This is a genomic window from Serratia sp. Res13-Sevr-LER1-36-b, from assembly GCF_015673035.1.
Lineage (GTDB): Bacteria > Pseudomonadota > Gammaproteobacteria > Enterobacterales > Enterobacteriaceae > Chania > Chania fonticola_C.
On record NZ_JADACK010000038.1, the window covers coordinates 273,189 to 294,099 of the forward strand.

A 20,911-nucleotide genomic window follows, 5' to 3' on the forward strand; every position below is an offset into this window, starting at 1 on the left:
ACCCGCCGATTGGCGGGTAAACCTTTAGCAAACTTCAGCTACGTAGCCGCCACACGCTGGCCGACTCGGCTGCCAACTGCAACCGCAAGCCACCTTCTTGCGCAACCCGTTCGCCTTCCCCTTCCACTAGCTGCCATTTACCCTCTCGCAACAGCGGGCTATAAGGCAGTTCAACGTCTCCACTATCGCTGCGCTGCAACGCCACCAGTACCTGCTCCCGCTGGTAAGTACGCACAAACACCAGCGTCTCCCCTTGCGCATACAACACCTGGCAGCCGCCACGGCGTAGCGCCTTACTCTGCTTACGCAGTGCCGTCAGGCGGCTAAACAAGGCCAACAGTGGCCGATCCCATTGGCTTTCGTCCCAAGGAAACGTCTTGCGGCAGAAGGGATCGTTGCCGCCATCCAGACCAATTTCATCACCGTAATACAGGCAAGGCACGCCAATCCACGCCAGCAGCCACACCGCCGCCATCCACATACGGCGCGGATTGTTATCCAGCAAGGTCAAGAAACGCGCCGTGTCGTGGCTATCTAACTGATTGAACTGGATCAGTTGTCGGTTATGGGGCAATCCGGCCCGGTAATCGTCCATCCACTGCGCACAGTCTGCCGCATCCAGCAGCACCGGATGATAAGCCACGTCGACACCGGCCAGAAACGCCCTAACCGGCAAGGCAAAGCCCATATAGTTCATGGCGGCGTCTTCAACCCCGGCATGTAGCCAGCGGCGAGCGTCGCCAAAATGTTCGCCCAGCACATAGGCATCTGGGTTCTCTTGCTTGATTGCCTGATACATTCCGGCCAGGTGATGTAGGTTCCCCGCTGCACCGCCGTTTTCCCCCAGCATATGCACCACGTCCAACCGCCAGCCGTCGATGCTGTACGGCGGGCGTAACCAATGGCGTACCACGCTGTTGTCCGCCCGATAAATAGTATCGACCACCTGCGGTTCGGCAAAGTTGAGCTTGGGCAGATTGGTATTGCCCTTCCAGCTCAGCACGTTACCGTCCGGATAGAAGTTGAACCAGCCACGATACGGGGAATCGGGATGATGGCACGCTCCCCCCTCTGCCTGTTGATAACGATCGAACCACGGATGGGAATCTCCGGTGTGGTTAAATACGCCGTCCAGCACCAGTTTCATTCCCACCTTGTGAGTGCTTACTCGCAAACGCAGCAAGGCGTCATTACCGCCAAAATAGGGGTCGACCTGATAGTAATCTTCGGTATCGTACTTATGGACGCTGGGTGAGGTGAAAATCGGGTTCAGATACAGGGCGGTGACACCAAGCCGCTGCAAGTAGGGCAGCTTCTCGCTGATGCCATCCAGATCGCCACCATAGAAAGTCGAAGCAGCGTGCTCATCCTCAAGCGGATGTTGCCAGTCACGACGTATCACATCACTTCCGGCGGCATGATGGTGATAACTGCCACTCTGGATGCCATGCTCCCCGCCGCTGCTGGCAAAGCGATCGGGGAAAATCTGATAAAACACCTGATCGGCCACCCAGCCTGGGCTGCTATCTGGCTCATCTACGGCAAACTGTGCCAGTTGCCCCGGAGGGGTCAGCGACCAGCCCTGCGGGCCAAACCATTGCTGACGATCGGCCCACAGCAGTTTAAAACAGTAGCGCCGTACCTGCTCCCCTTCGTGCAGCGTCAGGCTGGCCTGGTAGCGCCAGAGCCCCTCTACCGCCTTAGGCTTCATGATCAGCAACCACTCTTCATTGTCCGGCTCGACGCGAAGAAAGACCTGTTCAGGCAACTCATCACTTTGCAACCACAAAGCGATCTCCAGACGCTGCCCCTTATTCACCACGAAAGGTGGAACCGGCTGATGCCAGGCATTTAGCATGAATTTTCTCCTGATGTAGCAAACCAAATCGACGACGAATGCAATGCCACGCACCATGCCACGTTGAGCGCCGTTCTCCCTCATCTTTCAGTGATAAACTCGGGGATGAGCCGAGGGGTGGAGATGCTGATTTACAATGTAAAAGTGGGTAAACAGACACATATCATGCCCGATAACCTTTAGGCTAACGGGTTTTAGATTTATTGGATGTTTTTTAAGTACTTTGGAGGGAGCGAGCATGCAACAACAAATAAGGCAATGGCTGGAAAGCATTGGGCTGGAATTCACCGACATGATGTCACTGGCGATGGTGCTTGGGCTGATTGCACTGATTTCCGTGGTGATCCATCTGGTGCTGCACCGCGTGGTGCTGACCGCTATCCAGCGCCGTGGCCAGCATTCACAACGTCTCTGGCAGCAGGCTATCACCCAACATAAACTCTTCCAGCGTGCCGCCCTACTGCTGCAAGGGGTGATCATCAACGTGCAGGCGGTGCTGTGGCTGCATAACGGCAGCCAGACTCAGGCAATTATCGTCACTGCGGCGCAGGTGTGGATCCTGTTATTCTCCCTGCTGACGTTGTTCTCACTGCTCGACACGCTGTTGGCTCTGATGCGCCAAAGCCCGCTTGCCAATCAGCTCCCGCTGCGTGGCATCTTTCAGGGTGTGAAACTGGTCGCCGCCATTTTTATCGGCATCATGATCATCTCACTGCTGATGGGCCGTTCACCGCTACTGTTACTCAGCGGTTTAGGGGCCATGACGGCCGTCTTGATGTTGGTGTTTAAAGATCCCATTCTTGGCCTGGTCGCCGGGATCCAGCTTTCCGCCAACGATATGTTGAAAATCGGCGATTGGCTGGAGATGCCTAAATACGGTGCCGACGGCGCGGTCACCGATATCGGCCTGACCACGGTCAAGGTCAGAAACTGGGACAACACCGTCACCACCATTCCCACCTATGCGCTGATCTCTGATTCGTTCAAGAACTGGCGTTCGATGTCTGAATCCGGTGGCCGCCGCATCAAGCGCAGCATCAATATCGACACCACCAGCGTCCACTTCCTGACGTCGGAGGAACAGGAACGCCTCAACCGCAACCCCCTGTTGCAACGCTATCTGAACGATAAAACCCAGGAGCTGGGTAAATACAACCAGCAGAGCGAGGTGGATCTCAGTTCGCCGCTTAATGGCCGCCGCCTGACTAACGTTGGTACTTTGCGCGCCTATCTGGTGGCTTATTTACGTTCGCACCCGGGTATCCACCAGAATATGACGCTGATGGTACGCCAACTGGCCCCTACGCCGGAAGGGTTGCCGCTGGAGATTTACGCCTTTACCAACACCACGGTGTGGGCCGAGTACGAAGGTATTCAATCGGATATCTTCGATCATCTGCTGGCGGCGATCGGCGAATTTGATCTGCGCATCCACCAGACGCCAAGCGGCAACGACATGCGCAGCATGCTGGCAAACCTGCAGCCCGCGCCCAACAATCCCTGACGTAACCTGACGAAATTATTTCTGTTGGTAATTATCTTCAACCGATTGCCAACAGATATCTCCTGCGACTTTCTTTCTGCCGCCGAATGGCTATTAATACCCACACGCCATTTTATCGTTCGGAGCAGGCATCTTGTTAACATCGTCAAAACACCGTCTGATCACCCTCTTGGCCACGCTGATGTTTGCTGGCTACCTGCACAGCGCCACGCTGGACGAAAGCCAGATGAGCCGCACATTGCAACCGGAGCTCAGCGCCTTGAGCAGCAGCATGATGGATATTCGCGAAGTGCTTGTGCGCTGTTCCGGAGAAGGGAAGGAAGAACGGTTATGCGAAAGCAATCTGGTGATGGAGGCCAGAGCGGCCGGTGATGGCGATACGGAAGAGGAAAACATATTAATACGGTAGTGAGGAGCGTTGGCTTCAGTCTACTCCTCTCACCCTCTCCCAATGGGACCGATAGGGCTAGTTGATTGCTTTGCGTAATGTCTTGCCTTTCTTGTTCTTACCCTCTGCTTTCCGAAACCGCACGGGCTAACTACGCGCTCAGGACAGCTCCCTCTCCCTGTGGGAGAGGGTTGGCGTGAGGGACAATCTTACTGCGTCAATACGGCTCGCTTTTTCTGGCGGTTCACCTTGATGTAGTAGCCGAGCAACAGCACCGCGACCCACACCAGACCGGCATACAGGGAAATACGCGTCGTTGGGAAGTAACCGATCAGGCCGATGATAAACACCAGGAAGATGATGGCAACCACCGAGGTGAATACCCCACCGCGCAGTGGGAACGCCAGCTTGCTGACCTGATCCTTGCTCAAGCTGCGGCGGAAAGCGATCTGCGAGAACAGGATCATGATCCACACCCACACGGTGGCAAAGGTCGCCAGTGAAGCAATCACCAGGAACACGCTTTCCGGCATGATGTAGTTGAGATACACGGCGATCAGCATGGCCGCCATCATCACCACTACAGTCACCCACGGAATACCACGTTTGGAGATTTTGCTGAACACCTGCGGGGCATGCCCCTGCTCTGCCAAGCCATGCATCATACGGCCAACGCCGAACACGTCGCTGTTAATCGCCGACAGTGAGGCGGTGATCACCACGAAGTTAAGGATACCTGCCGCAATGGTGATCCCCATATGCTGGAAGGTCAGCACAAACGGGCTACCGTTGGTCCCCACCTGGTTCCACGGATAGATAGACATGATGACGAACAGCGTCCCGACGTAGAACACCAGGATACGCCAAGGTACCGAGTTGATGGCCTTGGGGATCGACACTTTAGGATCTTTGGCTTCACCGGCAGTAATACCGATAATTTCAATCCCACCGTAGGCAAACATCACCAGCTGTAGCGACAGGATCATGCCAATAAAGCCGTTGCTGAAGAAGCCGCCGTTAACCCACAGGTTGTGTATCCCGGTCGGTTGCCCCCCGTTGCCGATACCCCAGACGATGATACCGATACCGGCGACGATCATGATGATAATGGTCGCCACCTTGAAGAACGAGAACCAGAACTCCAGTTCACCGAACACCTTCACGCTCATCAGGTTGATGGCACCGATAATCAGCACCACGCTCAACACCCAGATCCAATGCGGCACTTCCGGGAACCAGACGCCCATGTAGATGCCGAAGGCCGTCACGTCGGCAATGGCAACGATCAGGATTTCAAAGCAATAGGTCCAACCGGTAATGTAACCTGCCATCGGCCCAAGATAATCCTGGGCATAGCGCGAGAACGAGCTGGCCTGCGGGTTATTCACCGACATTTCGCCCAGTGCGCGCATGATGATAAAGGCAATGATACCGCCGATCAGGTAAGCCAGCAGGACGCTGGGGCCAGCCATTCTGATGGCCTCTGCGGAGCCGTAAAACAGACCGGTACCGATGGCCGAACCTAGGGCCATAAAACGAATGTGGCGCGTGCTGAGGCCGCGCTTGAGCTTATTGGCTGGAGCTGCGGTGGGTGACTGTTGTTGCATGAAAATGACCCGTCTTTATTTAAACGTAAAAAAGCCACGGACAAGTCCGTGGCCTAAAATTCAGACCGTAGGTTTAAGGGTGAGCAGTCACTTGGCTGCGTGCAAAAACCCGATCATAAATCGCGACCAGTACCAGCATCAGCAGCGAAGGTGGCAACCATGCCAGCCCCTGCGCCGCCAGCGGCAGGTGATTGGTCCATTCTGGCATCAAATGCTGGAAGTTGGACGCTTTCACCGCATCAAGGATACCAAACAACAGGCTGACTAACATCACCGGCGCAACAATACGTGATGCACTGCTCCACCAACGCAGGGTGAAACTCAGCAGCACCAGCACGATGCAAGGCGGATAGATCGCAGTCAGCACCGGGATCGAAATCTGGATCAGGTGGCTCAGGCCGAGGTTGGACACCACCATCGAGAACAGGCCGAGAATGAATACCAGCGTTTTGTAAGAGAACGGCAGGTATTGCTCGAAGAACTCCGCACAGGCACAGGTCAGGCCCACCGCGGTCACCATACAGGCGATGAAGATCAGCGCCGCCAGGAAGAAGCTGCCCAGGCCGCCGAAGGTATTTTGCACGTAGGCATGCAGCACTACCGCGCCATTAGTCGCATCCGGCGTCAACACGCCGCTGCCGGAGCCCAGCTTGAACAGGCTCAGGTAGACCAGCGTCAGACCCACACCGGCGATCAAACCGGCCAAGATGGTATAACGAGTCAGCAGACCTGCGTCCTTCACCCCACGAGAACGTGCGGCGTTAACGATCACGATACCGAACACCATGGCGCCCAGCGTATCCATCGTCAGATAGCCGTTAACAAAGCCGGAAGAGAACGGCACGGTTTGGTAGGCATCTACCGCAGGGATTGGTGCCCCTGCTGGCCACATCACTGCGGCAATACCCAGCACGGCCAGCGCCACGATCTTCAACGGTGCCAGAATATGGCCCACGGTATCAAGCAGGCGGCCCGGATAGAGCGAGATGCCAATCACCAGCGCAAAATAGACCAGGCTATAGATGAACAGCGGCATAGCACCGTCACCGGTCAACGGCGCAATACCAACTTCAAAGGAAACGGTCGCGGTGCGCGGGGTGGCAAACAACGGGCCAACGGCCAGGTAGCATACCGTTGCCAGCAGCAGACCGGCGCTACGGCCAATCGGTGAGCTTAATGCATCAACGCCGCCGCCAACGCGAGCCAGGGCAATCACGGTCAGAACCGGTAGACCCACGGCGGTGATCAGGAAACCAATTGCCGCAGTCCAGACGTGTTCGCCAGACTGCAAACCCACCATCGGCGGGAAGATGATGTTCCCGGCTCCGACGAATAAGGCAAAGGTCATAAAACCCAAAGCCAGAATATCTTTTGACGCTAAACGATGACTCATAATCTGTTGTGCTGCCTGTTGAAATAAAAAATTGCCGATAAGCATGGTGGCAAAAGTGCCCCACTTCGGTTCGGTTGCCGGCCTGCTCTCTCATCGTGATCCCCATAGGCAACAGACAGCGCGCAATAGCAGCGTCTGACCTTGATAAAGGCGAATACTCATGATGACGAGCAGATTTTTAGACGTTTTTTCCCCTGCTGAATTCCTGGTCGCAATCACCGCAGAAAGCTGGGGAAAATGGAGGTTTAGTCCGGCAATAGGGGGATAGTTAAACGTTTATAGTGCCAAAAGGCAATACGCAGGACGGAAAGCAGAGTGATCGTCCAGATAATATCTCTCATCCAGTCGAACATAGGGGTTATCAATAAATATGCACTACATGATTTGTATTATTTTTGAGCACATCACTCACGAAATGTGAAACAAATGGTTACACGGTGCGTGAAAACACCAATAACCAGATGCTAAACGCGTGTCATGTGCTCATTTTACTGGCGCTTACCAGACCGACGCTGCGATATTGACCACGCTACGCAGCTTATCCCACTGCTGCTGCTCACTCAGGCTGTTGCCCTCTTCGGTAGAGGCAAAGCCACACTGCGTGCTCAGGCATAGCTGTTTAATATCGACGAACTGCGTTGCTTCCTTGATGCGTTGTTGCACCACCGCCGGATCTTCCAGCTCACCGGTCTTGGTGGTGATCAACCCCAGCACCACCTGCTGCTTGCCCGGCTTGATAAAACGCAGTGGCTCAAAACCGCCAGATCGTTCGTTATCATATTCCAGGAAGAAGGCATCAATATTCACCTGGCCAAACAGGATTTCCGCCACTGGCTCATAACCGCCTTCCGAGATCCAGGTGGAACGGAAGTTACCACGGCAAACGTGCAGACCAATGGTTAAGTCTTCCGGTTTACCGGCGATGGCTTTATTCAGAACCTCTGCGTAGGTACGAGCCAATTGCTCAGGATCTTCACCCCGCTCACGGATCTGGCGCTTCTGATCGTCGGAGCACAGATAGGCCCAGACGGTATCGTCGAGCTGCAGGTAGCGGCAGCCTGCGTCGTAAAAGGCTTTGATCGCATCGCGGTAGGTTTGTGCCAGATCGTCAAAGTAGCTATCCAGATCCGGGTACACCAGCGGGTCGATCGCCTTACGGCCACCGCGGAAATGCAGCACGCTCGGGCTCGGGATGGTCATCTTCGGTACTGCATCACCGGCTACGCTTTTCAGGAAACGGAAATCCTCCAGCATCGGATGGTTGCTAAAGCCCAGTTTGCCGGTCACCTTGATGCTGCGGGCCTTGGTTTGCACTCCGTTAAACTGAATGCCCTGCTCCACGTCGTAGCCTTCTACACCATCAAGCCCCTCAAGGAAGTCGAAGTGCCACCAGGCACGACGAAACTCGCCATCGGTCACGACCTGTAAGCCGATCTCTTGCTGTTTGCCGACAATATGGCGGATTTGCTCGTTTTCTACTGCGCGCAGCTGAGCCGCGTCGATCTCACCATTCTGAAACTGCTGACGGGCCGTTTTCAGCGCCGCAGGGCGCAACAGGCTACCGACAACGTCGGCGTGAAAGGCATGGCTGGCTTTGGACATGTTCTGCTCCGATGATGCACTGAGGGCTAGCCGCCATCAGTTCCAATCATTGACAAGTTGAATTATTACGCTGGGTTACAAATAGACATCCAGACGTCTACACCGCTTAAGTGCATCCTTTCATGTCACCGGTTACTCGGCAATGGAGAAATTTTCATTGGTGTTGAATTAAATTCAAGTTGGCAGACTAATCCAGCCCCAGAAGCATGCGGGTTTTGCGCAGCGTAGCTGGCGGTAGCGGCAAATAACCGTCGTGATTAACCAGATCCTGCCCCTGAGCAGACAGTACACGGTCGAGGAATGCCGCCGTCAGGGGTTCCAGCGGCTGGTTGGGAGCTTTGTTGATGTAGATATACAGGTAACGCGCCAACGGATAGCTGCCGTTACGCACGTTGGTTTCGCTAGGTTCAATATAACGGTCACCCGTTTCTGCCAGAGGCAACAACCGCACCCCGCTGGCACGAAAACCGATGCTGGCATAGCCAATGCCGTTTAACGATCCGGCCACCGCCTGCACCACCGAGGCCGACCCCGGAAGTTCATTCACTCGCGCCATAAAATCACCACCGCATAACGCGCGCAGTTTGAAATACCCATAGGTACCCGAGGCGGAATTGCGGCCAAAGCGTTGCAAGGCACGTTGCTGCCAACTGCCCTGCAGCCCCAGCTCTCCCCAGCGGTTAATCGGCGTGTTTTCCCCACAGCGGCGGGTAGCGGAAAAGATTTGATCCAGCTGTTGCAGGTTCAAGCCACCTAGCGGATTGTCCTGATGCACCAGCACCACCAGCGCATCAACCGCGACCGGCACCGCCAGCGGCGCATAGCCATAGCGGTGCTCAAACGCCGACACTTCCGCCGCCTTCATTGGCCGGCTCATTGGCCCAAGCTGCGCCGCTCCTGCGGCCAATGCGGTGGGTGCCGTCGAGGAACCGGCAGCCTGCAGTTGCAGGTTCACGTTGGGATAGTGTCGGCTGAAATCCTGCCCCCATAGCGCCATCAGGTTGGCAAGGGTATCGGAGCCCACGCTGGACAGGTTGCCGGAAAGCATGCCATCCGGAGCAGCCACGGCCCCGCGGCCAACCGACAACAGTAGGCAAAGCAGCAAAGCTTGAGTAAATCGATTCATGGCGGCTACCTGTTAATTTTTCACCGCATTCTCTGCTAAAGCCGCGGGAACAATCAACCGGTTAGGCAAGGTAAAGATAAAACGGGTGCCAATGCCTGGCTCGCTGAGGATCTCCAGCCGTGAATCATGGTGGCTGAGCGCATGCTTCACGATGGCCAACCCGAGCCCACTGCCGCCGGTCTGGCGCGAACGCGCTTTATCCACGCGATAGAAACGCTCGGTCAGGCGCGGGATATGTTCGGCACCAATGCCCGGCCCGTTATCACTGACCTGGAACTGAGCCCCCTGTGGCGTCTGCTGCCAACTCACTTCGATATTGGTGCCCACCGGAGTATGGTTGACGGCGTTGTACACCAGATTGGAAACCGCACTACGCAGTTGATCCTCGTTACCGAACACCTGCAGATTTTCATTCACCCGGAAATTGATCTGGTGATTACCACCGCTGAGCGACTGCGCCTCACGCTGCAACACCCGCAGCATTAACGGAATATCCACCTTCTCGTTCATATCCACGTTTGGTGCAGCCTCGATCCTGGAGAGCGTGAGCAACTGCTTTACCAACCCATCCATGCGTTTGGTCTGCTCTTGCATGGTGCCTAAGGCTTTGCCACGCAGCGAACCATCCAGCTCTTCATCGCTCATCATCTCCAGGTAGCCTTGCAACACCGTTAACGGCGTACGCAACTCATGGCTGACGTTGGCGAAGAAGTTGCGTCTGGCTCCTTCCAGTTGGCGCATCTGGGTCACATCACGTGCCACCATCAGCAACTGGCCTTCGGAATAGGGCATGATACGGAATTCGACAAAGTGCTCGTTATTCAGCTGTAGCGTCAGCGGCCGGGTAAATTCTTGCTGTTGCAGATAATGGCTGAATTCCGGATAGCGCAGCAGGTTGAGAATGTGTTGGCCGTTATCTTCCGGCCAGCGAAAGCCCAGCAGATGCTGTGCCAGGCCGTTGCACCAGAAGATATTGCCCTCAACGGTGGTCATCACTACCGCATCCGGTAAGGATTCGGCCCCGCTGCGAAAGCGTTTGATCAACAGCGCCAGCTCACGGCGGCGGCGGCGGTTACGCTGCTGCATCTGGTACAGGCCATAGAACAGCGGCTCCCAGCTCCAGCGGCCCGGCGGCGGCGTCATGCTGCGATCCACCCACAGCCAGTGGGAAAGTTTGAGTTGGTTATAGAAGTTCCAGGCCAGCGCAGCCAGCACCGAAACCAACAGCAGCCAGGGCAGATAACCGAAAATCAGCCCCAGCAATAAGGCAGGCAGGCAAAAAAGGGCCAGCTCCAGCGCCAGCCTCTTCCACGATAAACGTTCTAGCACGGTAACCTCTCCAGCGCAGTGCGATCAGTAGCGCGTTGAGAACCGATAACCGGTGCCGCGAACGGTTTGAACCATCTTGTCATGACCACTGGTCTCCAGCGCCTTACGCAGCCGGCGGATATGCACATCAACGGTGCGGTCTTCCACATAAACGTTAGTGCCCCAGACGTGATTAAGCAACTGTTCGCGGCTATAAACACGCTCCGGATGAGTCATAAAGAAGTGCAGCAGTTTGAACTCGGTCGGCCCCATCTCCAGCGCCTGCTCATTGGCCATCACCCGGTGCGAGGAAGGATCCAGGCTTAGCCCCTGCATTTCAATCACTTCTTCTACTGCCATTGGTGAAATACGGCGCATCACCGCCTTGATACGTGCCACCAGCTCCTTGGGCGAGAACGGTTTGGTGATGTAATCATCCGCACCAACCTCCAGGCCACGTACCCGATCTTCTTCTTCACCGCGCGCGGTCAGCATCATCACCGGGATATCCCGGGTCATCGCCTCGCGCTTCATATGCTTGATAAACTGAATGCCGGACCCCCCCGGTAACATCCAGTCCAGTAACACCAAATCAGGGAACGGCTCAGACAGGCGCGTGACGGCACTGTCATAATCCTCGGCTTCCAACGGTTGGTAACCATTCTGTTCCAACACAAAGCACACCATCTCACGGATCGGCGCTTCGTCTTCCACCACCAGTATGCGTCTTGCCATCGTCAATCCTGCCAATGTGTTAGCGATCTCAGTTGATTGCGGTCGCCATTATGCGTCAGTTTTGTGACACTTTTATGAAAAAAAAGCCCGGTCGATCGCAGTAAGCATAGCGATTATTCCTGACGTTAAAGAAATATCATCATGCTTGAGTTACGATAAGGCCCGTTTACGCCCTTATCCTCCTGTTAGCGATGGAAGACCTATGCGCCTGATCCATACCTCCGACTGGCATTTGGGCCAGTACTTTTTCACCAAAAGCCGCGCCGCCGAGCATCAGGCCTTCTTACGTTGGCTGATCGAACAGGTGGAACAGCAGCGGGTGGATGCGCTGATCGTCGCAGGCGATTTATTCGATACCGGCTCCCCACCCAGCTACGCCCGTGAACTGTACAACCGCTTTGTGGTGGAGCTGCAACGTACCGGCTGCCAACTGGTGGTGCTGGGCGGCAACCACGACTCCGTGGCCACGCTGAACGAATCACGTGAGCTGCTTTCCTGCCTGAATACCACCGTGATTGCCAACGCGCAAAGCGAGCTTGAGCAGCAAATCGTGGTGCTCAATCAGCTTGATGGCCAACCAGGTGCGGTACTTTGCGCCATTCCGTTCCTGCGCCCACGGGATCTGCTCACCAGCCGCGCCGGTGAGTCTGGCAACCAAAAGCAGCAAGCTCTGCAAGAGGCCATCGCCGAACACTACCAAAACCTGTATCAGGCGGCCTGTACGCGCCGCGATGCGTTGGGTTTGCCACTGCCGATCGTCGCCACAGGCCATTTAACCACCGTGGGCGTCACCACCTCGGATTCGGTACGGGATATCTATATCGGTACGCTAGACGCCTTTCCGGCCCAGGCGTTCCCCCCTGCCGATTACATTGCGTTGGGGCATATCCATCGCGCGCAGAACGTCGCCAAATCGGAGCATATCCGCTACAGCGGCTCACCAATCCCATTGAGTTTTGACGAGTTAGGCAAAGCCAAAAGCGTGTTTCTGGTCGATTTTGCCGACGGTGCGCTGCAACGGATCACACCATTGGAGATCCCCACCTTCCAGCCCATGCAGCTGATCAAAGGTGATTTGCAGCAAATAGAGGCTCAATTGCAGCAGTTTGCCGATTATCAGGGCGAATTCCCGGTTTGGTTGGATATCGAAGTAGCCACTCAGGATTACCTCAGCGATATTCAGCGCCGCATCCAACAGCTGGCGGAAGATTTACCGGTTGAAGTGGTGTTGCTGCGGCGCAGTAAAGAGCAACGTAGCCAGACCATTGCCCAGCAGGATAAAGAAACCTTGAATGAGTTAAGCGTCGGCGAAGTCTTCGAGCGCCGCTTGGCGTTGGAAGCCGAGATGGCCGAACCGCGCCAACAGCAGATGCGGCAGATGTTCCAGCAGGTGGTAGAAACCTTGCATCAGCATGAGGAGCCATCGGCATGAAGATCCTGAGCCTAAGGCTGAAAAACCTCAACTCGCTACAGGGCGAGTGGAAAATCGACTTCACGGCGGAACCCTTCGCCAGCAACGGCCTGTTTGCCATCACCGGCCCCACAGGAGCAGGTAAAACCACCCTGCTGGATGCCATCTGCCTGGCACTTTATCACCAGACGCCGCGGCTGGAAGTCAGCGCCAGCCAAAACGAATTGATGACCCGCCACACCGCCGAATCGCTGGCAGAAGTGGAGTTTGAGGTCAAAGGCGTCGGCTATCGCGCCTTCTGGAGCCAACGCCGTGCGAAAAACGATCCGGACGGCAACCTGCAGGCTCCCAAGGTGGAGCTGGCACTGCGGGCAGACGGCAAAATCCTGGCGGATAAAATTTCCGATAAAAAAGAACTGATTGCCGCAATCACCGGACTGGATTTTGGCCGCTTCACCAAATCGATGATGCTGTCGCAGGGCCAGTTCGCCGCCTTCCTGAACGCCAAGGCCAACGAACGTGCCGAACTGCTGGAAGAACTGACCGGCACCGAGATTTATGGGCGGCTATCGGCACAGGTCTTCGAACAGCACAAACAGGCGAAAAGCGATCTGGACGCTTTACATCACCGCGCCAGCGGGATTGAACTGCTCAATGATGAGCAGCGCCAGGTGCTGGAAAACCAGCTAGGGGAACTGGGGGCTGAAGAGCAGCTTCTTAACCAACAATCACAGCAGCAACAGCATCAGTTGAGCTGGCTACAACGCTGGCAAACCATCCAGCAACAGACTCAGGATTATCAGCAACAGCTGGCTGGTGTGCAGCAGGAGTTCCAACTGTCCGAACCGCAGTTGCAACAGTTAGCTCGCAGTGAGCCTGCCGAGAAACTGCGCCCGTTGCTCAATGAGCGTAATCGTTGTCAGCGGGATCGTTTGGCGTTGCAGCAACAGATCGAACAGTTGGCTCAGCAGCAAGAGCGGCAATTGGCCGAACTAATCCCGTTACAGCAGCAGTTGGATCAGGCGCAAAAGGCCAGGCAAGCCCAGGCGGCACATCAGCAGCAACAGCAAACGCTGATAGATGACAAGGTGTTGCCGCTCGATCATCAGATTGCTCAATCGCAAAACCAACTGGCAGAAGCGCGTAAACAGCATGCGGAGAGCCAGCAGCAAAGCGAAGAGCTGCGGCGTGCGCTGGAACAACTCACCGAAAGACGCGGCCAACTGGCTACCCTGGCGGGTCAATATCAGGCCAGGCAGCTTGAACTCACGGCGGCGCTGGATAGCCAACTCCAGCAGCAAGCCACGTTAGAGGCGCAATCCCCACAGGAGAAACTGCGTCACCGCCAGGCCGAACTGAGTGGCTTGCGCCCGGTTCGTCAACAGTTGTCCAAACTGGCCTTACTGTTCCAGCAGAACCAACAGCGCCTTGAGCAGCAGCGGCTCGAATTCACTACGCGCCAAAAACAGCTGACCGAAGTAGAAACCCAGCTCGATGCGGTGCGCCAGCAGTATAAACAGCAAAAAGCGCATCTGACAGACGTTGAGAAAACGCTCGAACTGGAAAAGCGCATCGTCAGTCTGGAAGCCGAACGGGCGCGTCTGCAAACCGATGCCCCCTGCCCGCTGTGCGGCTCCACGCAGCATCCGGCGATCGAGCAATATCAGGCCGTCAAACCGTCAGAAACGGAACAGCGCGTCGCTCAATTGCGCACCCAAACCGAAGAGCTGCACACTAAAGGAACAGAGCTGCGCGCACGCAGTGAAAGCCTGAAAGAGCAGCAGCAACGCCTGCAAATGCAGTTGAACCAGGAACTTGAGCAGCAGGAAAGCTATCTGCAAAGCTGGCAAACCCTCAGCGCGCCCTTGGCCTTCGACTTTACGCTGCAAGACAGCGCCCGGTTAACCGCCTGGCTGGAGGCTTGCGATAGTGAGGAACAGGCCAGTCAGCAACTGCTGTTGCAGCACGAACGGCTCGCCAAGGCCGTACAGCTTGCGAAGGATGCCCTGAATGCCCTGCAAACTGAACAGCAGAGTTCGCAACAGGAAACGGCGCGGCTGAATGAGCGCTTTGAGCTACTGCAGAAAAGCCAGCAGGAAACCCAGCGCCAATTGGCACAGTGGCAACAGCAGTGCCTGACGAATGAAACTCAGCTGCTGGCACAGCGTAACGAACGCATCGCGCTGTTTGGTGAGAGAACGGTGGCTGAAGCCCGTGAGCAGTTACGCACGGCACAAATCGCCGCAGAGCACGCCTTACAACAGGCTACTGAGCTATTGCACAAAGCCCAGGAGCAGCGCGATCGCCTGGCTGGCCAGTGGGTCGGTTTGCAGCAACAGCAGCAACAGCAAGCCGAACGGGGACAACAGGCCGAGCAACAGTGGCAGCAGGCCTTGGCTAGCAGCACCTTCGACGATGAGGCCGCATTCAACGCCGCGCTACTGGATGACGACGTACGCCAGCGCTTACAGCAGCACAAAGAGCAGTTGCAGGAGCGCCAGGTGCGGGCCACAACGCTGTTGGCGCAGGCCGTACAAGCTCTGGAACAGCACCGGCTAGATCGCCCTGCGGAACTGGATGAAACCCAGGTTAATATTGAGCAACTCACCACCGCGCTCAGCGAACTGGCAGAGCGGCTGAAAACACTACAGCTGCGCCAAGGTGAGGTGCGCAACCAACTGAGCAGCGATGCCGAGCGCCGCCTCAATCAACAGTCCCTGTTCGAACAGATCGCCCAAAGCCAACAGCAGTATGACGACTGGAGCCTGCTCAACCAGCTTATCGGCTCCAAGGAGGGCGACAAGTTCCGCAAGTTCGCTCAGGGCCTGACCCTGGATCACCTGGTGTATCTGGCCAACAACCAGCTTGGCCGCCTGCACGGGCGCTATCTGTTGCAGCGCAAAACCAGTGATGCGCTGGAGCTACAGGTGGTTGATACCTGGCAGGCCGATGCCCTGCGCGACACCCGTACCCTTTCCGGCGGTGAAAGCTTCCTGGTGAGTCTGGCGCTAGCGCTGGCCTTGTCCGATCTGGTCAGCCACAAGACCAGCATCGATTCGCTGTTCCTGGACGAGGGCTTCGGCACGCTGGACGCCGAGACGCTGGATACCGCGCTAGACGCCTTGGACAGCCTTAACGCCACCGGCAAAACCATCGGCGTGATCAGCCACGTGGAGGCGATGAAGGAGCGTATCCCGGTACAGATTAAGGTGAAAAAGGTCAATGGGCTGGGGGTCAGCCGACTGGACGCGCAGTTTCGCATCGAATGACCGCGACTGAGGTTTACGTCAAGAGGTAACTACCACCAGAAGTGTGATCGCGGCGACAGTACAGGCTGAAAAGCATTGAGCCAGAGCCGACAACGGTTATCATGATAATGATTACAGGATTGTCACTGTGCATACAGGCAAAACCTGACCTCCGGGATCGCTCCTGGACGTCGGGTTTTTTCGTTTTCAGCGGGCCGGGAATAGCCATGAAAATCGCTAAAATACTCAATAATAACGTAGTGATTACGCTGAATGACCATCAGGAAGAAACGGTGGTTATGGGGCGTGGCATTGGCTTTCAAAAGAAAGCCGGGGAAAGTGTGGATGAAAGCCTGATTGAAAAGGTGTTCACCCTCAACAGTGGCGAAATGAGCGAACGCTACAAAGAACTGCTGGCGGAGATCCCGTTGGCATGTGTCACCACCGCAGACAAGATCATCACCCTCGCCCGCGAGCGGCTGCCGGGGAAACTGCATAACATTGTCTACATCACGCTGACCGACCATATCCATTTTGCGCTGCAACGCCACGCGCAAGGGCTGGATATCAAGAACGCACTGCTGTGGGAGATCAAGAAACTCTATCCAAACGAGTTTGCCATCGGGCTTGAGGCGTTAACCATCATCGCCCAGCGCCTGGAAACTACGTTGCCGGAAGACGAAGCTGGGTTTATCGCCTTGCACCTGGTCAACGCGCAGCTCAATGACGAAATGCACAACACCCTGCATATCACCCGCGTGATGCAGGAGATCCTCAATATCGTCAAATATCATTTCCGTTTTGACTACAACGAGGAAACCCTCAGCTACCATCGTTTTGTCACCCACCTGAAATTCTTTGCCCAGCGCCTGCTAGGCAAGAATTACGTCAACAGCGAGGACGATTCGCTGTATCAGGTAGTGAAGGAGAAATACCGCGAGTCATTCGCCTGTGCTGGCAAGATCAACCAGCACATCGAGAAGAACTACCAGCACCAGTTGACCAGCGAAGAGATGCTGTTTCTGACCATCCATATCGAGCGGGTACGCAGCGAAAGCGAAAAAGACTACGCGCCAAAGGATTAGGGTTCTCAACGTAGGGGGCTGCAAACTGCCCCCCTACGGAGTAAGGCGCTTGAGGTTTGTTACACCTGAGGCCATAACCAGGCTGCACCGCGTACACCGCTGGAATCACCGTGTATTGCCTTACGGATTGGCGTTTCGCACTCGCCGCCAAATACCCAAGGCTTCACCAGTGACGGCACCGTTTGATACAGCCGCTCCACGTTGCTCATGCCGCCGCCCAGGACGATCACATCGGGATCAAAGAGATTGATCACGTGAGCCAGAGACTTCGCCAGCCGCATTTCGTAACGCTGAATAGCCAACTCTGCCACCGCATCCTGTTGTGCAGCCAGCGCCATAATTTCGTGGCCTTGCAGCGTTTGACCACTCAACCGTGCATAGTCGGTAGCGAAACCGGTACCGGAGATAAAGGTTTCTATACAGCCTTGCTTGCCGCAGTAACAGGGCACTTCGGCGCGAAAACGCAGTTCGTCCTCATCCAACCACGGCAACGGGTTGTGGCCCCACTCGCCGGAAATGCCATTGCCCCCGGAATGCACCTGGCCGCTTATCGCAACTCCAGCCCCACAACCGGTGCCAATGATCACCGCAAACACGGTTTTTTTTCCGGCAGCGGCGCCATCAGTGGCTTCTGATACAGCCAGGCAGTTGGCATCGTTAGCCAGTCGCACTTCACGTTGCAACATTGCGGAAAGATCTTTATCCATCGGCTGACCATTCAGCCAGGTGGAGTTGGCATTTTTTACCAGGCCGGTAAAGGGCGACAGCGTCCCAGGGATCCCCACGCCCACCGAGCCTTGCTGGCCGGTTTTTTCCTCCGCCAGCGTCACCAGCCCGCAGATAGCCTCAAGCGTCAGCTGATAATCATGACGAGGGGTGGCAATGCGATGACGGAACAGCTCCGCTCCATCGTTAGCCAATGCAATCACTTCAATTTTAGTGCCACCCAGATCGATACCAATACGCACAATTTCTCTCCCCAATTCAGCGCGACAACAAACTTGCCGCCCAGTGTAGCGCATAGCCCGGCTCACGCCACGCTCACCGAATGTGACGCCAATGGCAATTCCCCTATCTGGCTGTGTGAAACGCGGCAGTGGACGCAAATCAGCGGGAATGAGGCGATTTTTCAGCGTCAATTCGTTATTATGCCGCCCTGCTTTTGATGAATCTGCGTGCCAAATGCACGCCCAGCCTGGGATAACATTATGCTGTGGTTTAAGAATTTGATGGTTTACCGTTTGAGCCGCGACGTTGCGCTAACTGCGGATGAAATGGAAAAACAGCTCAGCGCCTTTGCCTTCACCCCGTGTGGCAGCCAGGACATGGCGAAAACCGGCTGGGTTTCCCCGATGGGTTCTCACAGCGACGCACTGACGCACGCGGTTAACGGCCAGATCATGATTTGCGCCCGTAAAGAAGAGAAGATCCTGCCCTCTCCGGTACTGAAACAAGAGCTACAGGCCAAGATCGAAAAACTGGAAGGCGAGCAGCACCGCAAGCTGAAAAAAACCGAGAAAGACTCCCTGAAAGATGAAGTGCTGCACAGCCTGCTGCCACGCGCCTTCAGCCGCTTCAACCAGACCTATATGTGGATCGATACCGTTAACGATCTGATTATGGTCGATGCCGCCAGCGCCAAACGCGCCGAAGATATGCTGGCGCTGCTGCGTAAAAGCCTGGGCTCTCTGCCGGTGGTACCTTTGACCATGGAAAGCCCGATCGAGCTGACGCTGACCGAATGGGTCCGCTCCGGCGAACTACCAGCCGGTTTTATCATTCAGGATGAGGCTGAACTGAAGGCCATTCTGGAAGAAGGCGGGGTGATCCGCTGTAAGAAGCAGAACCTGATCAGCGACGAGATTGCCGTACATATCGAAGCTGGCAAGCTGGTAACCAAGCTGGCGGTAGATTGGCAGGAACGCATCCAACTGGTGCTGGCCGACGACGGCTCACTCAAGCGCCTGAAGTTTGCCGATACGCTGCGCGATCAGAACGATGATATCGATCGTGAGGATTTTGCCCAGCGTTTCGATGCCGACTTCATCCTGATGACCAGCGAACTGGCGGCCTTGATCAGCAACACCATCGAAGCCTTGGGTGGCGAAGCACAGCGCTAAAACAGAAGGGGCGCAACAAGTTGCGCCCTCTGAGGAGTGCCGGGGAAAATCTTCATCCCCGGCCAAACTGTACTGATTACTTACTCAGATAACGACACAGGTAGGCCGTCGCATCGGCAACCTGAACGTTGAATTCACTCTGCGCAGGCACAAAGAACTTCTCGCCTGGCGTAAACACCTGCCAATCTGGTGCGCCCGGTAACAGCACTTTCAATGCCCCGGTGATCACCGTCATCTCTTCCGGCTGTGCGGTACCGAAGGTGTACTCACCCTCTTCCATCACCCCGACGCTGGTACGACCGATGCTGCTACTATCGTAACCGATAGACTTCACTTTCCCGGCAAAATACTCGTTCACTTTCAGCATAGACTGGCACCTGCGTAATCATCTTTGAGGGATCTCCATATTGGGGGATGAATCCGGGTCTGTCACTGGTTTTTGATGCGAAATGCGATCGTTACGCACGGCAAAACATGAGCGGGATCAAACAATGAGTTCGGTGACCAACGTTCGGTGTTCTATTGCTCATTCAATCTGGCAGGCATCACGGTTATTTCCGCTGTTGAAAATGGCTCAGGCTGCCATAAAGCGCCAGCAGACGGTCATATTCAGCAGGATCGTAGAAGCTGCAGGTACCACGCCCAAACTCTTTGGCCACTTCCACGGCAAATTTCACCGCCAGCGCGATATCCACTTCATGGCTGGCACCGGTGCCACAGCCCGGCACTACCGACTCAGTACAAATTGCCACACCGACCACTGGCGCTGCCGTAGCCGTTGAAGGTTGCAGGATACTGTTGAGATGATGAACACCATTACCATAGGGCGTAATGTCCTGCATGGTGATCGGGAAGGTCACTGCCGGGCGGCCACTGGTCATTTCCATGAGACGCAAAAGGTCTTCCGACACCCGCAGGATGTAGCCCTGTTTCACCGTCGGTGACAGCGCATAGCCCTTGTGGTTGATAATGCGATTGCCCTTGGTGGTATCGATCGACAAAATGGCATCGGCTTGCGGCACCACTTCGTTATCATTCATCGTGACGTCATCGATGGGTGAATCCATAAAATCGACCGGATCGTGTGGGCGAGTGGGTGCGTTCGGGCAAATATGCGTAGTGATCACCACGTCACCAGGCAGAACGTCACCTTTTCGCTGCATTTCTGCCAGCTTTAGTGCACTGGCGAGCGCCGCAATCGCCCCGTCACCGTCTGACACCAATCCTATGCGCGTGGGGCGAGCTCCAATGCCGCCCAACCGGCCAATAATTCCCAACGTTGGCGCATCACCACCGGATTGCTTGCCTGCACTGCCAGGGATCTCGATGCGGACAAAATCCGTGGTGCCCTTCTCACCGCTGACACGATGAGTGCTGGCCTTGACCGACGGGTAGTGGGCAAACAGATCGACCACGTCCTGCCCTTTGACATAGGCATTATCAATCAGCTCAAAGACCTGCAGCGTTTGTTGCAAACTCATGTTAATCCCTCGCAAATGTTGCCTGATAGGTTTATGCCTCCCGCA

At 55.7% G+C, this 20,911-nt stretch carries 16 protein-coding genes; 6 read left to right on the top strand and 10 right to left on the bottom strand.

The window, feature by feature from the left end; translation table 11 throughout:
• Positions 1–34: 34 nt before the first annotated feature.
• Positions 35–1,858, bottom strand: coding sequence for a maltodextrin glucosidase (gene malZ / locus IMQ33_RS23410; protein ID WP_196062929.1), 1,824 nt, complete (start codon positions 1,856–1,858; stop codon positions 35–37).
• A 238-nt stretch (positions 1,859–2,096) separates the two neighbouring features.
• On the opposite strand from malZ, the gene IMQ33_RS23415 reads away from it, so the two are divergent.
• Entirely contained in the window at positions 2,097–3,362 is a 1,266-nt protein-coding gene (locus IMQ33_RS23415; protein ID WP_065683907.1) for a mechanosensitive ion channel family protein, read from the top strand.
• A 133-nt stretch (positions 3,363–3,495) separates the two neighbouring features.
• Positions 3,496–3,771, top strand: coding sequence for a hypothetical protein (locus tag IMQ33_RS23420; RefSeq protein ID WP_065683906.1), 276 nt, complete (start codon positions 3,496–3,498; stop codon positions 3,769–3,771).
• Positions 3,772–3,959: 188 nt separating this feature from the next.
• Here the strand turns inward: IMQ33_RS23420 and proY are convergent, their stop codons facing one another.
• The 6 genes from proY to phoB form a co-directional block, all read right to left on the bottom strand.
• Positions 3,960–5,357, bottom strand: coding sequence for a proline-specific permease ProY (gene proY / locus IMQ33_RS23425; RefSeq protein ID WP_024528662.1), 1,398 nt, complete (start codon positions 5,355–5,357; stop codon positions 3,960–3,962).
• Positions 5,358–5,430: 73 nt separating this feature from the next.
• Positions 5,431–6,750, bottom strand: coding sequence for a branched-chain amino acid transport system II carrier protein (gene brnQ, locus IMQ33_RS23430; RefSeq protein WP_024528663.1), 1,320 nt, complete (start codon positions 6,748–6,750; stop codon positions 5,431–5,433).
• A 498-nt stretch (positions 6,751–7,248) separates the two neighbouring features.
• On the bottom strand, positions 7,249–8,352 hold the full coding sequence (locus IMQ33_RS23435) for a cobalamin-independent methionine synthase II family protein (protein ID WP_065683905.1): 1,104 nt from the start codon (positions 8,350–8,352) through the stop codon (positions 7,249–7,251).
• 187 nt (positions 8,353–8,539) lie between these two features.
• Positions 8,540–9,478 carry a PstS family phosphate ABC transporter substrate-binding protein gene (locus IMQ33_RS23440; RefSeq protein WP_196062930.1) on the bottom strand — a complete coding sequence of 313 codons (939 nt, stop codon included), beginning with the start codon at positions 9,476–9,478 and terminating at the stop codon, positions 8,540–8,542.
• Positions 9,479–9,490: 12 nt separating this feature from the next.
• Positions 9,491–10,807: a phosphate regulon sensor histidine kinase PhoR gene (gene phoR, locus IMQ33_RS23445; protein WP_024528666.1), complete on the bottom strand. Its 1,317-nt coding sequence runs from the start codon at positions 10,805–10,807 to the stop codon at positions 9,491–9,493.
• Between the two features lie 24 nt (positions 10,808–10,831).
• Positions 10,832–11,521 (bottom strand): phosphate response regulator transcription factor PhoB, encoded by a 690-nt coding sequence (gene phoB / locus IMQ33_RS23450; protein WP_021180214.1) that lies wholly within the window; start codon positions 11,519–11,521, stop codon positions 10,832–10,834.
• Between the two features lie 202 nt (positions 11,522–11,723).
• On the opposite strand from phoB, the gene sbcD reads away from it, so the two are divergent.
• The 3 genes from sbcD to licT all read left to right on the top strand — a co-directional run bounded on the left by sbcD (position 11,724) and on the right by licT (position 17,265).
• Positions 11,724–12,953 (top strand): exonuclease subunit SbcD, encoded by a 1,230-nt coding sequence (gene sbcD / locus IMQ33_RS23455; protein ID WP_196062931.1) that lies wholly within the window; start codon positions 11,724–11,726, stop codon positions 12,951–12,953.
• Complete coding sequence (gene sbcC / locus IMQ33_RS23460) at positions 12,950–16,201, top strand: exonuclease subunit SbcC (RefSeq protein WP_196062932.1); 3,252 nt, start codon at positions 12,950–12,952, stop codon at positions 16,199–16,201. Before sbcD ends, sbcC begins: the two co-directional genes overlap by 4 nt.
• A gap of 206 nt (positions 16,202–16,407) precedes the next feature.
• Complete coding sequence (gene licT, locus IMQ33_RS23465) at positions 16,408–17,265, top strand: BglG family transcription antiterminator LicT (RefSeq protein WP_065683901.1); 858 nt, start codon at positions 16,408–16,410, stop codon at positions 17,263–17,265.
• A 59-nt stretch (positions 17,266–17,324) separates the two neighbouring features.
• Here the strand turns inward: licT and mak are convergent, their stop codons facing one another.
• Positions 17,325–18,233, bottom strand: a complete 909-nt coding sequence (gene mak / locus IMQ33_RS23470; protein ID WP_196062933.1) for a fructokinase — start codon at positions 18,231–18,233, stop codon at positions 17,325–17,327.
• A gap of 240 nt (positions 18,234–18,473) precedes the next feature.
• Here mak and rdgC point away from each other — a divergent pair, with 240 nt between their 5' ends.
• Positions 18,474–19,385: a recombination-associated protein RdgC gene (gene rdgC / locus IMQ33_RS23475; protein WP_021805520.1), complete on the top strand. Its 912-nt coding sequence runs from the start codon at positions 18,474–18,476 to the stop codon at positions 19,383–19,385.
• Between the two features lie 76 nt (positions 19,386–19,461).
• Here rdgC and ppnP read toward each other — a convergent pair whose 3' ends face one another.
• Both ppnP and IMQ33_RS23485 read right to left on the bottom strand, forming a co-directional pair.
• The gene (gene ppnP / locus IMQ33_RS23480) at positions 19,462–19,752 is read right to left on the bottom strand and encodes a pyrimidine/purine nucleoside phosphorylase (RefSeq protein ID WP_021180225.1); all 291 of its coding nucleotides are present in this window, start codon (positions 19,750–19,752) and stop codon (positions 19,462–19,464) included.
• Positions 19,753–19,936: 184 nt separating this feature from the next.
• Positions 19,937–20,866, bottom strand: a complete 930-nt coding sequence (locus tag IMQ33_RS23485; protein WP_196062934.1) for a DUF1177 domain-containing protein — start codon at positions 20,864–20,866, stop codon at positions 19,937–19,939.
• Positions 20,867–20,911: the final 45 nt, after the last annotated feature.